Genomic DNA, 14378 nt, shown 5'->3' with positions numbered 1-14378 from the left:
CTTCGTCTAGTTTTCACTTAAGCTCACGCTCTCTTTCTATACATAATTAGTTCTGCTCCTGCGCTTGCAATTCTGCAAGCGCATCGAGCATGTTCAGAATGACGACCACAGCTTCAGCACGCGTCGCCGAGGCGGCCGGGGCAAACCGGTTGTCCCCGCGACCGTTCATTACTCCCGCCTCCTGGGCTGCTGCCACATACGGCTTCGCCCAATCCGGGATTTGATCCGCGTCCACATAAGAGAGCTCATGTCCTTCCGAAGTCTTCAGGCCCAAGCTGCGAACAATCATCGCTGCCAGTTCTGCTCGGCTAATCGAAGCCTTCGGACGGAAGGTCCCATCCGCATAGCCGCTGATCAGGCCGGATTCCAAGGCTTGCGCAATATAAGGATTCGCCCAAGCTTGAATTGAGACTGCGTCCGCGAAGTCCAGCGAACTGTTCGTACCTTGCAGCTTCAACGCTTTGACCAACATGACGACGAATTCGTCCCTGCTGACCGTCTTATTCGGCTTGAACGTCTCGTCGGTATAGCCCGCTACGAATCCAAGCTCAACGGCCCGTTTGATGGACGCTTTTGCCCAATGGCTCGCAATATCGTTCAGTCGAACCGTTGTCGATCCGCCAGACTCCCCGCCATTGCCATTGCCGTTGCCGTTCTCATTGCCATTGCCTGGATCTCCGCCTCCCGGATTCGAACCGCCGTTTTGGCCTTCTTCCGGATCTGGAGTTATTGGAGTCGGAACCCATCCTCCGCCACCAGAGCTAGGCAACGCTTTGATTTTGATCTTGAACGTTTTTTTCGCGGATGCATCTCCCTTGCTGATCGTCGCGGTCAGCACGACCTCCATGTCACTGCCTGACGGACGTTGCAACAATTGTCCGTTGGCATTCAGATAGTCGGGCTTCGAGCTGCTCCAGACGATACGCGTGCCGAGCTGTCCTTTCTGCGGTAGATAGAGATTCGCGGCAATGCTTTCATTCACATTAAGCTCGATCAGACCCATTACGTCTTCGATCGTTAGACGATCGCGCGCAACGCTCAGCCCGGCATACGCCTGCTCGGCCTCAGGACGAGTCAGCTGGGCGGTTTGAATCGCCGCAGTCGCTTGTACCATCGCCTGTTGAAGCTGTGCCCAGCCCTCAGGAGAATAATTGTCCTCCACGAGCTTGTAGGCCTCGATAGCCGTCAACAGGTCGATAATCGGCCGTATATTGCCGAGCTTATATTCCTCGCCGTACACTTCAAATTCCTCAAAGGAATAGCCGAACATGGTAGCTCTGGATACGCCTTCGAACTTCACGTATCTGGCTGGCGTGCTTTGGAAGGTAGTCACGACGCGTCCCGGCTTGCCGTTAATCTCGCCGTTGTTGTCTTTCACGACATTCGTCCAGTTCTCCTTGTCCTCGGACACGAGAATGCGGTACTTCGAACCGTAAGCCGTTTGCCACAAAATAGATACAGCATCAATGTTCTTCGCTTCACCCAGATCCACCATGAACCAGGTATCGTCCACCCAATTGCTGGACCATCTGGTGTCCCCTCTGCCGTCCACCGCTTTGTCCGCCGTGTAGGACGAGGATTCCGGCAGCGAGGATTCGGCTTGCTTATGCAAAGCCAGATTTCCATGCAGGTCCACGTAGATGTTCCTTACGATGAGTTCGTCAATCAAGCCTTTAAAAGCATTCGTTTCACTGCCTATTTTGGCTACTGGCAATACGAACGTTTCCAACTTGGAGCCGTCTTTGAGAGTAGCCGTATACTCACTGCCGTTAATGAAGATGGAGGTCCCCGTGTCATCGCCGATCATAATGACATGGGTCCAGCGGTCGGTCGGCAGCTTATAATTGAATTCGCTGACGTAGTTTTCTTTCGTGATGGCCAGTTTGCCGCTGCCCCCGATGTTATATTTCAGCTGTCCATCCGGAGATTCCAGCAGCACAGCTCCTTGCGGGTTGTCAGCGTCCGGTTTGATCCACATGGACATCGTCCATCCGAAACCGAGCGTGCGAAGCGGCGTTTCCACGTAGCTGGCTCCGCCTTTGAGCCTTACTGCTTGCCCGAAGATTCCCTTCTCCGTGCCTGCATTCACCGCGTTGCCGTCAAAGCCGTTGCCCGAACGATCCGCGAAGCCCTCGTCGAAAGTATAATCGAGAACGATATTGCGCTCATTGTCGACTTGAAGCTTGTGCGACTGATGAACACCCGGCGGGTCCACGTACTTTGCGGCATCCGTCTGGAAGCTTGCAAAGTTCCGGTCGACGCGGTTGCCTCTCCACAGCTTCTCCGCCAACACTTGCATGGAAGGCAAGATACGCTGATGCGAGTCCGCCATGGAGACGCCCTTCTCTACAGACACGTCGTTCCAGAGCGCGAACATGCCGCCTTTTACCTGCGGGTGCCCATAAGGAAGCTTCGTCTCCAGCCAATCGTTAGGCTCCCACTCATTGTAAATAAAATCGTAATTCAAATAGTTGCGGTACAGTTGCGGAACGATATAGAGCAAGTTCGTGTTGGTATTGACAACGTCGTAGCCAAGCTTAATGGCCTGCAAGACACTTCCGTACGGCTCATACCAGATGTCCATCGTCGCATTGTTGCTGACTGGCGTCGTGCCGTCATATGCGGACAGACTGCCCCACAGACGAGCGCGCTTGCCTTTGCTGTTAATGTGGTTAAGGAGCATATCCGCGTACCTGCGGAACGCCTCCTTGTCGTCGCCGAAATATTCATCCGTGCCGACGTGCACGTCCGGGCCGACGAAGGTCGGATTGCTGCCGTCGAGATACTCGTCAAAGAGTTCTTTAATGAAGTCGAGCGTCTCCGGACGATTGATATCCAGCTGATTGTTGCTGCCCAACCTAGGGTCGTAAGCGATGAACGCGCCAGAATGGCCCGGTGTATCGATTTCCGGCACGACGTTTACGCCGTATTCCATCCCAAGCAGCTGCAGGTCTCTGAATTGCTGCTTCGTATAGAAGCCGTCCTTGCTCGTCACTCCCGGGAATTTCTCGCTCTCCAGACGGAAGTAACCGACATCGCCGACATCATCGTTCAGATGAATCTGGAACCGGTTCATCTTATAGTAGGACATTAACTTCACATAATCCCGCAAAAATTCGATCGTATAAAACTTGCGGCCCACATCGAGCATGAAGCCTCGATCCGCGTATTTCGGATAATCGCGCGATTGCCCCTTGGGCATCGTCTTATGATCGGCATCGTGGCCGAGCAGTTGAAGGATCGTTTTTGTGCCGAACATGACGCCCGTCTGATCGGAGCCAGCGACGGAAGTATATTCGCCGATATTCAGCTCATAGCCCTCTGTCCCCAATCCCGTTTGCGCGGCATCCAGCACCAAATAGATGTCTCCCTCTTGAGGCGAACCAACCGTAACCGTTAGCGGAAGCTTCGTTAAATCAAGCAAGTCCTTCCGCAAAATATTGGCCGTCCCCTGGAGAGCCGCTTCATCCTCCGCGCGAATGACGATATTGGATTTATCCGTCAAGCGGAACTCGCCGGTTGTGCCCAGCCACTCACGCAAAGAAGGAATGACTCGCGGCTCCGGGTTCCGATCGCTCGTCTGCTCGTAGAGACCGGGTACGGTGACTAGCGCATTATCCGCTAACAGATATGTCGGATCGCTGTCGCTCTCGATTTGCAGCAGCAGCTGAACCTGAGTATCCACAAGCGGCGCATGAATATTGCCCTGCTCGTCGATCACCGGCAAGCTGTCCGTGTTCACCAGTGTCAGCGTATAACCATCCGGTACAGCGGGCAGGTTCAGCTGAGTGTCTCCCTCGGAGACGACGATGCTGTTTTTGACCGCATCCATCATAGGCGGCAACAGCGGTTTGCCCTTGTATACCTCGAATTCCCAGAAGGAGTATCCGTAATAGATATCCTCAATTGGACGTCGCGTTACTCCTTGGAACTTAACGTATTGCGCCAATGTCGGCTCAAAATCGATCGTATCCTCGACTGGTCCGCGGGCGACGAGCACGCGGTTGTCCGCGAATACGTTCCTCCAGGTTACCGCATCGTCAGACACAAGAACTTGATATTGTTCCGCCGGAGTCTGCCAGTTGATGATTACTCTTCCAATTTCTACAGGCTCGCCCAGATCAACGTAGAACCACTGGTCATCCGTTCTTTCCGAAGACCAGCGGCTTGCATCCCGATTGCCACCGTCGACCGCTTTCTCAGGCCCGAAAAAGTCTACTTCGTTCGACGACGAATAAGCCGTCTTTCCTAAAGCCAGATTACCTGTTGCGGCGTCGGACTTCTCCGATGAAACGGCAACTAAAATGAAAGCGGTAACAAAAAACACTAAAAAAATATTCCTATACCGTAAACGCACTAAGATCCCCCCCGTTGTTTATTAGCTCGAATTTTACTCCAGCTTACCGCATGACCCTCCATGCTCAACTGCTGCAGCAATTTTATTATAAGTAGGGGCATTCGTTTCATCGATATACTTGTCTTTACAATACATATACAAATGTGGACATTCGGCCTTCTAAGGTGAATCAAGCATGCCAACATTTCTGTCATATCTCATGCTAATTAATAGTACAAAATCGTGATCCTTTCGAAGAGTAGTGAAAAAGAAAAAAAGCCATTTCAGTAGAATTGGCTTTTCTTCATGTTATGGAAATAGAGCCTAGGGGGATACGCTACGCCCTGCACATTCTCCGTCTACCCGTCACGGGAGTCTAAAACGACTAGACCCATGAACAAATCTTGGCATTTGATGTGGAATTAAGGGGAATCGTCCTAGGCTTTAAGCCCTATTCAGGGCCCGCCGATCTTATAGGATAATATAGAAAATGTATCCACTTGAATAGGGATGGGAGTGATTCCTCTTGTTACAATTAAACAGCGAACTGTGGGGCAAGCTAACCGGTCCTTACGAGTCGGGCGAAATGGTACCTGAACTGTTGGAGCGTCTGATGCTTGATTTCGATAAAGAAGTTTTCGACGAGCTATTCCAGGAGCACTTATATCACCAAAATACGATCTATACTGTCACTTACGCGGCAGTACCTTATCTGGCCAAACTTGCTCTCGCATCAAAAAATATGGAAGTGCGCCATGAAATCTACATCACTTGCGGGATTATCGAGTCGTGCCATGACAAAACAAGATCTGAGCCGTATCCCTCGGATTGGAACGAACTCGCTGCTGAAGCGGGAAATGAGGTTTGCGCGGAGATGTACCAATCTTACTTAAAAGCGATAACGGAGCTTGCTTCGCTTGTTGCAGAGATGTTGGCCTACGCCAAACAAGAAATAAGCAGCGATACCGAAAAAAGATATGTTCTCATTGCCGACGCGGCTTATCGGGAATCCCAGAGCGTGGCAAACATGTTTCTGAATTTTACGGCTGGCGACGAATATGTGGCCGTTTGCGGAGCATGTAATCAAGAGGCTTACTTGTGGCCGAGCGGAGAAGGCGGTCGTATACAAGCATTCGCGGAAGATCCGGTATTCGAACCCCTTCAGGCAGCACAAGAGGTTACTCCCGTTGAGGCATTCGTTGAAGCGGAACATCAAATACTGGCGGAGCGAGCCGATCAGCTGGGCGATTCCTCTTTTTTGAACCAATTGCCGTATTTGGCCGGGGAAATGAATTGTCCTTCATGCGGCGCCAGAATGCAGGTTTGGCCTAGTTTGCTTTCGACTTTTGGAGGGTAATAAACAGGAACTGGATATCGCATCCATTTCTATGTTTGGGGGGAATGACTTATCAGTGTTTCTATTTATTACACATGCACGAGGGAATACGTCCTAACAGAAAGCGAACAACAAGCAATCACAGCCATTGTCCAACGTTATGATCAGGATTTTGAAGGGAAAGACCGGGCGGAGTCTTTCACAGTGTACAAATTCGATTCGTCCAGATCAACGGAGATCTTTGCTGGCGCTACCAAGCTGTCCATGACGGATCAGATTGAAGATTTGCTGAACGATTTATTTCATTGGTTGAAATGTTTGACCGAGATACGTAGAAAAGTAGACGGTGGTGAATGGCATGTTCACCTGGATGATATCGATGCCGTGTGGGATGATGAATTAGGCTGGAAAATGCCTGAAAACTGATTTCCATAATGAATGCCATGCACTTGCTTGCCAGCATTCAAATCATAATCATTACCTTTTAGACTACTTACACTTGAAGTCGCTAAAAACGAGCTAATGTTCAATTTTAACGTCAGTTCTACTGAATCTCGGTAAACCCTAACACACTCAATGATCGTACTAAGCATCATTTTCTTTTTAGCAGTAGAAGCTTTCTTAAATACCTCGCGCCAAACAGGAATATAGGTCTGGAGAGCCTGCATTTCAACTTGTTCTACCTTTTTAGCATTGAGCTTCTGAATTACCTCAAAAAGAAATAGACCGCCCTAGTCCAAAGGATGCGGTCTATTTCTGCCCGTAATACCTGAAAGCCGCCGCCCTTAAAAGCGGCTATTGCACTGGGAGCCGTGTTTCCGCACGGCTCTCTTTGCATTGTACGATTTATCTACCCAAACTATACCACGATCAAAACCAAATAAATCGTCACTCCGCTTCCTGAACAACAAAAAAAACGGCATTTCTGCCGTTTTTTTAGGATGGACTCTCAGGGGCTCGAACCCTGGACAAATAGATTAAGAGTCTACTGCTCTACCAACTGAGCTAAGAGTCCATATGAAGTTTGGTGGAGCCAAGGGGGATCGAACCCCTGACCTCATCGCTGCCAGCGATGCGCTCTCCCAGCTGAGCTATGGCCCCAAACGTAATTTTCAGATGTATGTAATCACACATTCTAAAATTCAGTTCGGTGTATTTAAGTCATTCTGACAAATCCAAGCGCCGTAGGCGACTCCTATATAATATAAAAAATCGCCTTCGCTGTCAACACTTTTTTTAGTCATTAGACTAGCCACAACTCTACAATCTGTCCAGATCCCCAGTGCTCTTAGATAGCAGACCCTTCAGTTCCTTCATAAACATGTTAATGTCCTTAAACTGGCGGTATACGGAAGCAAAGCGAACGTAGGCGACTTCATCTACTGGATAGAGCTGCTCCATAACCAACTCACCGATCTGTTGGCTCTCCACCTCAGCTACGGCGATACCGCGTAGGGATTTCTCTACCTCAGATACGATCTTCTCTAGACGTTCTACAGAGACGGGGCGTTTCTCGCAAGCACGGATAAGACCACGCAGTATTTTATCACGGCTGAACTCCTCGCGGCTGCCGTCTTTTTTGATCACGATTAACGGTGTTTCCTCGATCATTTCAAAGGTTGTAAACCGTTTGCTGCAACGCTCACATTCACGCCTGCGGCGGATGGACTTATTCTCATTCGCTGGTCGCGAGTCGAGCACTTTAGTATTTGTGTGATCGCAGTAAGGGCATTTCATAAGCTTCATCACTTCCTATTACATAATGTTTTTAGTCCCGGTATGTTAAACATCCGGCTTTTAAATGGCTAATTCATTTTTTCCAGAAATCACCGTTTTTTTATTGTAATGATTATGGCAAGTCCGGCACATAATACAGTTACCAACAGAGGAGGTGAACAGCAATGAGCCAAAACAACAGCTCCAATAACCTTGTAGCTCCAAATTCCCGTGGTGCTTTGGAACAACTTAAATATGAAGTTGCCCAAGAACTCGGAATCACGCTTTCCCCAGATGGTTACCAAGGCAATAAAACTTCTTATGAAAATGGTTCGATCGGTGGTTACATCACTAAACGTCTTGTAACCCTGGCAGAACAACAATTGGCAGGTCAATACAAATAACCTGTCCACATAAGCTTACTGAAGAAGTATTAAACGATCGCAAGATCGTTTAATGCTTCTTTTTATACATAACACGGTTTTAGAATTCGTTGTAAATATCCGTGTACTGATCATAGTAATAGTTGACGCGCTGTACATAATGGCGGGTTTCACCAAACGGAATATCCTTAATCGTAGCATCCGTTCCATCCCAGATCCCCTCATCCAGCCATTTTTGAACTTTACCCGGTCCAGCATTATATGCAGCGATAACCGCTGTAGGTTTACCTTCGAATTGACGGGATAATGTTGAAAGATACCAGGTACCTAATTCAATATTTGCTGATGGTTCATGCTTTAGCTCCTCCATAGAAACATCAGGAAGCTTGGCCTTTTCAAGGGCCCATTTGGCGGTATCCGGCATAAGCTGCATTAAACCTATAGCACCTTTTCTGGATTCTCGTCCAGTTTTGAAGTTCGTTTCCACTCGGATAATCGAAGCCACTAGAAATGGGTCAATATCGTACCTAACGCTGTGCTTACGGATCTCATCTTTATAATGGATCGGATAAAACCAGGACATCCAGTTCGTACTCAGAAACAATATCGCAGTAAAACCAATGAATAACAGAAGAAGGACTCTTTTTTTACGTAACCATTTCATGATAAGCCCAGCCTGTCCCAAAGAACAGCAACCTGTTGCTCAGTGTGCGCAAGTTCGCCACTGTTGTCAATGATATAGTCCGCTTTGTTACGCTTCGCTTCAATATCCATCTGTGCATTTAAGCGTGCTTCTGCTTGTTCTATAGAAAGTCCGTTACGTTCCATTAATCGAGCGATTTGCACTTCACGAGGCACGTAGACCACCAGTATTTCATGGAACATGTTCTCGAGTCCTGATTCGAAAAGAAGAGGGATATCCACAATTGTTAACTTCTTTGGATCTTCTTCCTCCATGCTGTTCATACGTTCTTTAATCTCCCGCCGGATTGCGGGATGCGTCAGATTGTTCAGGGCTTGCAGGGCCGCCGGGTCTTGAAATACAATGTCCCCCAGCTTGCCCCTATTCAGTGTGCCATCCGAAGAGAGGATCTCGCTTCCGAATTGTTTCACAGCCGCAGCCAGCACCTCATGACCGGGGAGCATAACTTCTCTGGCGATCACATCCGCGTCAACCAGCCTCGCTCCCTTGCTCACAAGCAGTGCGGACACCGTGCTTTTTCCGGATGCAATGCCTCCGGTTAAGCCAATAATCATGTACTCACCTCATAATAGCTTCAGTATTCCCATTGTAATTAATAATAACGCGGGTAGTGCAGCAGCATGCTTCATCCAGTAGTTCCCGGCGAATCTTAATCCAGTCTTCATGCCCAGCAATAGAAATGTACCACTAAACAGAGCAATTGTAAGTGATGTCCATATCGGATTGAACCCCAGCAATGCTGCGCCAAGTCCAGCTCCAAAAGCATCTAGAGAGAGGGCAATCCCGAGCAGCATAGCCTCCATCGAAGAAATACTCCCGGAATCATCCATATCTGCAGAAGACGGAGTACGTAAGATCTGTACAACAATCCCCAATCGTCGTAACTCAAGGGAAAAGACAGCCGACTTTGCCTGCTCAGGAGCCATGGTAACCTGTTCTACAACATCTTCAGTATCAACAGCTACCTCTGCCCGAGCTTCTGTGGATAGCACATTTTCTTCACTACCTACTTTACGCTCACCTGTCTGTTCCTTCTCTTTCTGCATTAACATCTGGACGAGCGACCAGCACCCCATTAGCACGAGTATAACAGCGCCAACCTCAGAAGCTGCATGTGGAGACACTACCTTAGCAAGCAGAACACCCACTTGCATAGATACACAGATAACTACCCCCGAACAAAGCGAGATAATCAGAATGGAGAGCAATGGTATTTTCATTTTACGCAGTCCATATGTAATACCAACGCCAAAACCATCCAAACTCAAAGCAAAAGCCAGTAATATTAGTGAAAAAAATGGGCTGAGCACCCGCAATCCCTCCTGTGAAGAACCGGAACACTGAAGAATACACTTCATTCAGCTTCCGTTCTCTATTAAGCATTCTTCACACAGTATATGGGCGGGACAAGTAGTGGGTGCCAACCTAATTACTTCTTCAGTTTTCAACCTTACGCTGACAGCTTGGACAATAATGCGTGCCGCGGCCACCTACAACCGTTTTCTCAATCATCGTTCCACAGTGGTTACACGGCTGATCTTTACGACCGTAAATCAACAGCTGTTGCTGATAAGTGCCGCTCTCACCTTGACCATTCACATATGATTTTACAGACGAACCACCAGCGTTTACCGCTTCCGTCAGCGTACTGACAATAGCGTGATGCAGCTGATCAAGTTGCTCATCCGAAAGATCTTTGGCGCTGACTTCAGGATGTATCCCTGCACGATGTAACGACTCATCTACATAAATATTACCTATGCCGACGATATATTCCTGATTCAGCAGCAGCGATTTAATTTTTGTGCTTTTGCCTGATACAATCTTCTTAAACCTCTCCGGCGTAAAGGATGGCTCCAGCGGCTCCTGTCCTAGCTTATTAAGAGGAGGCAGCTGGAGGTCTTCACCAATCTGAAAAAGATGCATTGTACCAAACTGACGAACATCCGTGTAACGCAGCTCAGTGCCATCGGTAAAATGGAATATCACATGCGTATGCTTGTCCAGTGGATCTTCGTTCGAAAAAAGTCCGTAACGGCCCTCCATCCGTAAATGAGATACCAGCACCAAACCGTCTAACACGATGCGCAAAAATTTCCCTCTTCGTTCAACATTAACAATGCTATGACCTGCGAGCAGGTTGGCAAAAGCCTGAATATCATCCGGCCGCTGAATAATCCGGGCCAACCGGACGGTTACACTCTCTATCTGCTTTCCATTAACTAAATCATTCAGTGTTCTCTTGACTGTCTCTACTTCCGGTAATTCCGGCATGATGTCTTCACCTCAACTACATTATAGCTGATATGCACACCTTAAAGGGAGCCTATTTCGCTTCGTACCAGTTGCTACCAAAACTTACCTCTGCTTTAAGCGGCACCGATAACTGCAATGCTCCACCCATTACTTCCGGCAAAAGCGTCTTCATGAGCTCCATTTCATCCTCTGGCACCTCGAATACAAGCTCATCGTGTACCTGAAGCAACATACGGCTCTTTAGCCCACGCTCAAATAGCGCCTTGTCCATATGCACCATCGCCAGCTTAATAATATCAGCGGCAGTTCCTTGTATAGGTGTATTCATTGCTGTACGTTCCGCAAAAGAACGTAAATTAAAGTTCTTCGCATTAATCTCAGGCAAGTAACGACGGCGTTCCAGCAGCGTGGTTACATAACCATGTTTCCTTGCATCAACTACGATATCATCCATATATCGACGTACACCTTGGTATACCTCGAAATACTGCTCAATAAATTGAGCGGCTTCTTTGCGAGGAATATTCAAGTTCTGCGACAGACCATAATCACTGATTCCGTACACGATACCAAAGTTAACGGCTTTAGCAGCACGACGCATATTGCTATCAACCTGATCGGCGGTAACTCCAAATACATCCATCGCTGTCTTCGTGTGAATATCCATATCATGGAGAAAAGCTTCCTTCATCCGCTCATCACCGGAGATGTGCGCAAGTACCCGTAGTTCAATCTGCGAATAGTCCGCCGCCAGAATGGACCAGCCCGGTTCGGATGGAACAAACACTTTACGGATTTTACGTCCTTCTTCTAAGCGGATTGGAATGTTCTGCAGGTTCGGAAATTGGCTGCTAAGACGTCCTGTCGCAGCAATCGTCTGCCGATAGAATGTATGCACCTTCCCTGTTTTCGGGGAAATTTCCTTGAGCAGCCCCTCTACATAGGTGGATTGCAATTTGGCAATCGTGCGATATTGTAGAATCAAACGTACCACATCGTGATACGGTGCTAACTTTTCCAGCACCTCTGCGTCTGTTGAATATCCGGTCTTCGTCTTCTTGACGACAGGAAGACCCAGTTTTACAAATAAGATCTCGCCCAACTGCTTTGGTGAATTCAAATTAAACTCTGTGCCACAAATTTCATAAATTTCGGTGACCAGCTTTGAAATCTGAGCTTCGAATTCTTTTCCTAACTCTTTAAGATCTCCTTCATTGACTGCAATCCCCTGTTTCTCCATATCCGCAAGAATACGTGATAATGGCATTTCGAGATCCTCGAACAGTCCTGTCATCGCCGTTTCGATCAATTCCTGCTGTTGTTTCTGGGCGATGCCAAGTACCGCAGCACTCTTACGTGCGACGTGATTTCCTAAGATTTCAAGCTCAGGAATCTTATATTTGGCGCCTTTACCAAATACATCTTCATCAGGTGACAATCTTGGCAAGCCGTATTTCGTAGCGAGATCGTTTAGGTTCTGATTAGCTTCCGTCGGATCCAGCAAATAAGCCGCCAGCTGCACATCATGGGCTGCACCTGCAAAAGCAATCCCCTGCCAATGCAGTGCCAAATCAGCACGGTGAAGATCATATCCGCTCTTCGGAGCCTTCTCATCTCCTAACCAGTCGCGTAGCTTCGCAGCCGCTGGTTTCTGTAGTAATTCAAACGGCACATAATAATGTCGCTCCAGAGTAGATAGCCCTACCCCGATCACCTCGGCACGATGCGGATTATCCCCATTGGATTCTACATGCAGTGCCGAAATACTAGGGAGCGCTTCATTTAGCGCCTCAAGTTCATCTTCACTCACGATCGAAATATCGAGTGTAGCAGCTTCTACTTCCGCTGCACTCTCTTCTCCATCAGCTACTGGAGCATAGGCACTAAGTGACAACCTTTCCAGAAGTGATTTGAATTCTAATTTTGCGAGTGCGGGTCCTGCTGTATCCGCAGAAATTCCGTTAAAGATCATATCTTCCCACGAATGCTCAAGAGGCACTTCACGATAGATGGTTGCCAGTTTCTTACTCATGACAGCGTCTTCCGCGTGAGCTTCCAGCTTTTCTTTCATTTTACCTTTAAGCTCACCGGTGCCAGCTAATACACCTTCAACCGATCCGAATTGATGCAGCAGCTTGAGCGCTGTTTTCTCACCAACACCCGGAACGCCCGGAATGTTATCACTCGCATCACCCATCAGTCCCTTAAGGTCGATGATCTGCTCGGGTGTTAAATCATATTTCTCACGAATTTGTTCTGGTCCATAAAGCTCAACCTCAGTAACTCCTTTGCGGATCAACGCAACGGTCGTATGTTCGGAAGCCAATTGAAGCATATCCTTGTCTCCCGACACGATCATAACCTTCCGGCCTGCTTCATCTGCTTGGCGAGAAATGGTTCCAATAATATCATCGGCCTCATAATTGCCAATTTCAAACTGCGGTACACCCAGATTTCTGAGCAAATCTTTCAGCAGTGGGAACTGCTCGGAGAGCTCGGGAGGTGTCTTTTGCCGACCGCCTTTATAATCCTCATAACCTTCATGCCGGAATGTGACTTTCCCTGCATCGAAGGCAACAATCATATGTGTCGGCTTGTGTTCTTCAATTAAACGGAGCAGCATCGTTGTGAAACCGTACACCGCGTTCGTCTGTTGCCCTGCTGTATTCGTTAGCGGAGGCATCGCGAAAAATGCGCGGTAAATAATATTATTTCCATCTATAAGTATCAACTTGTCCATAGTGCACCTCGCCTTTTTCATGCTTACTTCTTACATCTTAACATATGGCCTGTCCAAGTAGAAACGGCTATACCAACTTAAACAATGGGATTAGCTGAAATGTTAGTAACATTAAGAGCTAATATGTGGTAATACAACAAGTAGCCGCCCTTATAAAAGGACGGCTACTTTCATTTTACTATGATAAAACAAAAGCACTATTCATTCAAATCTGGACGACTACCGGTAACTAGGTAAACTACGCTTTCACCAATGTTAGTAGCGTGATCGCCAATCCGTTCGATATAACGGCCTACCAGTGTCAATAACATAGCTTGGGATACTGTCTCCGGCTTTGTTACCATATAAGAATACAACTCATTGATCATCGCACCATACAATTGATCGACCTGATCATCATCCTGTGCCATTTTATAAGCCAGATCAGTGTTCTCATCCAGGTAAGACTGGATCGCCTCATCGATCATAATTGTCACGATTTCAGCCATACGAGGAATGTCTACAAGGGGCTTAATCAGCTGTTGGCCTTGAAGACGCATGGTCGCCTTAGCTACATCAATCGCCAGATCCCCCATGCGTTCCAAATCGCTTGATATTTTGAAGGCAACGATAATGCGGCGCAAATCCTTAGCTACGGGCTGCTGCGTAATAATTAAGCGTGAGCCAATTTCCATGATTTTATCTTCCATGGCATTCAGCTGTAAATCCGCTTCAACGACTTCCTGTGCGAGCGTTGTATCTAGATTTTGTAATGCATTAATTGCACCTTCAAGAGCATCCTTAACATGCTCACCCATCTGCTGCAGCAGACTGCGCAGCTCTTCCAAGTCTTTATCAAATTCTTTTCTGCGAATCATAATAAGAGCGATCCTCCTCATTAACGTATGGTCAGCTTGCCATTTCCAGGG

Annotated in this window: 11 protein-coding genes and 2 tRNA genes; 3 read left to right on the top strand and 10 right to left on the bottom strand. The window is 47.8% G+C overall.

Features of this window, described 5'->3' with window-relative positions; translation table 11 throughout:
• Positions 1–46: 46 nt before the first annotated feature.
• Positions 47–4357, bottom strand: coding sequence for an S-layer homology domain-containing protein (locus MKY19_RS09125; protein ID WP_339802105.1), 4311 nt, complete (start codon positions 4355–4357; stop codon positions 47–49).
• A 505-nt stretch (positions 4358–4862) separates the two neighbouring features.
• Between MKY19_RS09125 and MKY19_RS09120 the strand changes: the two genes are divergently transcribed.
• Together MKY19_RS09120 and MKY19_RS09115 are read left to right on the top strand one after the other, a co-directional pair.
• Positions 4863–5693: a hypothetical protein gene (locus MKY19_RS09120; protein ID WP_339802102.1), complete on the top strand. Its 831-nt coding sequence runs from the start codon at positions 4863–4865 to the stop codon at positions 5691–5693.
• A 183-nt stretch (positions 5694–5876) separates the two neighbouring features.
• Complete coding sequence (locus MKY19_RS09115) at positions 5877–6098, top strand: hypothetical protein (protein ID WP_231573411.1); 222 nt, start codon at positions 5877–5879, stop codon at positions 6096–6098.
• Positions 6099–6614: 516 nt separating this feature from the next.
• On the opposite strand, the gene MKY19_RS09110 is transcribed toward MKY19_RS09115, so the two are convergent.
• From MKY19_RS09110 to nrdR, 3 genes are all read right to left on the bottom strand, one after another.
• Positions 6615–6687, bottom strand: a tRNA-Lys gene (locus MKY19_RS09110).
• Positions 6688–6697: 10 nt separating this feature from the next.
• A tRNA-Ala gene (locus MKY19_RS09105) sits at positions 6698–6773 on the bottom strand.
• Positions 6774–6932: 159 nt separating this feature from the next.
• Positions 6933–7409 carry a transcriptional regulator NrdR gene (gene nrdR / locus MKY19_RS09100; RefSeq protein ID WP_042126015.1) on the bottom strand — a complete coding sequence of 159 codons (477 nt, stop codon included), beginning with the start codon at positions 7407–7409 and terminating at the stop codon, positions 6933–6935.
• Positions 7410–7573: 164 nt separating this feature from the next.
• Here nrdR and MKY19_RS09095 point away from each other — a divergent pair, with 164 nt between their 5' ends.
• Positions 7574–7792, top strand: a complete 219-nt coding sequence (locus tag MKY19_RS09095) for an alpha/beta-type small acid-soluble spore protein (RefSeq protein ID WP_042126012.1) — start codon at positions 7574–7576, stop codon at positions 7790–7792.
• 79 nt (positions 7793–7871) lie between these two features.
• Here MKY19_RS09095 and MKY19_RS09090 read toward each other — a convergent pair whose 3' ends face one another.
• The 6 genes from MKY19_RS09090 to phoU all read right to left on the bottom strand — a co-directional run bounded on the left by MKY19_RS09090 (position 7872) and on the right by phoU (position 14327).
• Positions 7872–8435, bottom strand: a complete 564-nt coding sequence (locus MKY19_RS09090) for a lytic transglycosylase domain-containing protein (RefSeq protein WP_339802099.1) — start codon at positions 8433–8435, stop codon at positions 7872–7874.
• On the bottom strand, positions 8432–9028 hold the full coding sequence (coaE, locus tag MKY19_RS09085) for a dephospho-CoA kinase (protein WP_076300911.1): 597 nt from the start codon (positions 9026–9028) through the stop codon (positions 8432–8434). The genes MKY19_RS09090 and coaE overlap by 4 nt, the downstream gene beginning before the upstream one ends.
• 9 nt (positions 9029–9037) lie before the next feature.
• Positions 9038–9784 carry an MntP/YtaF family protein gene (locus MKY19_RS09080; RefSeq protein ID WP_076283314.1) on the bottom strand — a complete coding sequence of 249 codons (747 nt, stop codon included), beginning with the start codon at positions 9782–9784 and terminating at the stop codon, positions 9038–9040.
• A 127-nt stretch (positions 9785–9911) separates the two neighbouring features.
• Complete coding sequence (gene mutM, locus MKY19_RS09075; protein WP_339802095.1) at positions 9912–10748, bottom strand: DNA-formamidopyrimidine glycosylase; 837 nt, start codon at positions 10746–10748, stop codon at positions 9912–9914.
• Between the two features lie 52 nt (positions 10749–10800).
• Positions 10801–13470, bottom strand: coding sequence for a DNA polymerase I (gene polA / locus MKY19_RS09070; RefSeq protein ID WP_339269981.1), 2670 nt, complete (start codon positions 13468–13470; stop codon positions 10801–10803).
• 197 nt (positions 13471–13667) lie between these two features.
• Positions 13668–14327: a phosphate signaling complex protein PhoU gene (gene phoU / locus MKY19_RS09065; protein ID WP_042186547.1), complete on the bottom strand. Its 660-nt coding sequence runs from the start codon at positions 14325–14327 to the stop codon at positions 13668–13670.
• Between the last annotated feature and the right edge of the window lie 51 nt (positions 14328–14378).

This window comes from Paenibacillus sp. FSL R5-0744, from assembly GCF_037972555.1.
Classification (GTDB): domain Bacteria; phylum Bacillota; class Bacilli; order Paenibacillales; family Paenibacillaceae; genus Paenibacillus_AQ.
The sequence above is the reverse complement of the archived record's forward strand: the minus strand, read 5'-3'. Positions and strand labels throughout refer to the sequence as shown.

Coding starts and splice junctions, on each gene's coding strand:
- phoU (WP_042186547.1), bottom strand. CDS start 14,327: ATGATTCGCAGAAAAGAATTTGATAAAGACTTGGAAGAGCTGCGCAGT.
- polA (WP_339269981.1), bottom strand. CDS start 13,470: ATGGACAAGTTGATACTTATAGATGGAAATAATATTATTTACCGCGCA.
- mutM (WP_339802095.1), bottom strand. CDS start 10,748: ATGCCGGAATTACCGGAAGTAGAGACAGTCAAGAGAACACTGAATGAT.
- nrdR (WP_042126015.1), bottom strand. CDS start 7,409: ATGAAATGCCCTTACTGCGATCACACAAATACTAAAGTGCTCGACTCG.
- MKY19_RS09090 (WP_339802099.1), bottom strand. CDS start 8,435: ATGAAATGGTTACGTAAAAAAAGAGTCCTTCTTCTGTTATTCATTGGT.
- coaE (WP_076300911.1), bottom strand. CDS start 9,028: ATGATTATTGGCTTAACCGGAGGCATTGCATCCGGAAAAAGCACGGTG.
- MKY19_RS09095 (WP_042126012.1), top strand. CDS start 7,574: ATGAGCCAAAACAACAGCTCCAATAACCTTGTAGCTCCAAATTCCCGT.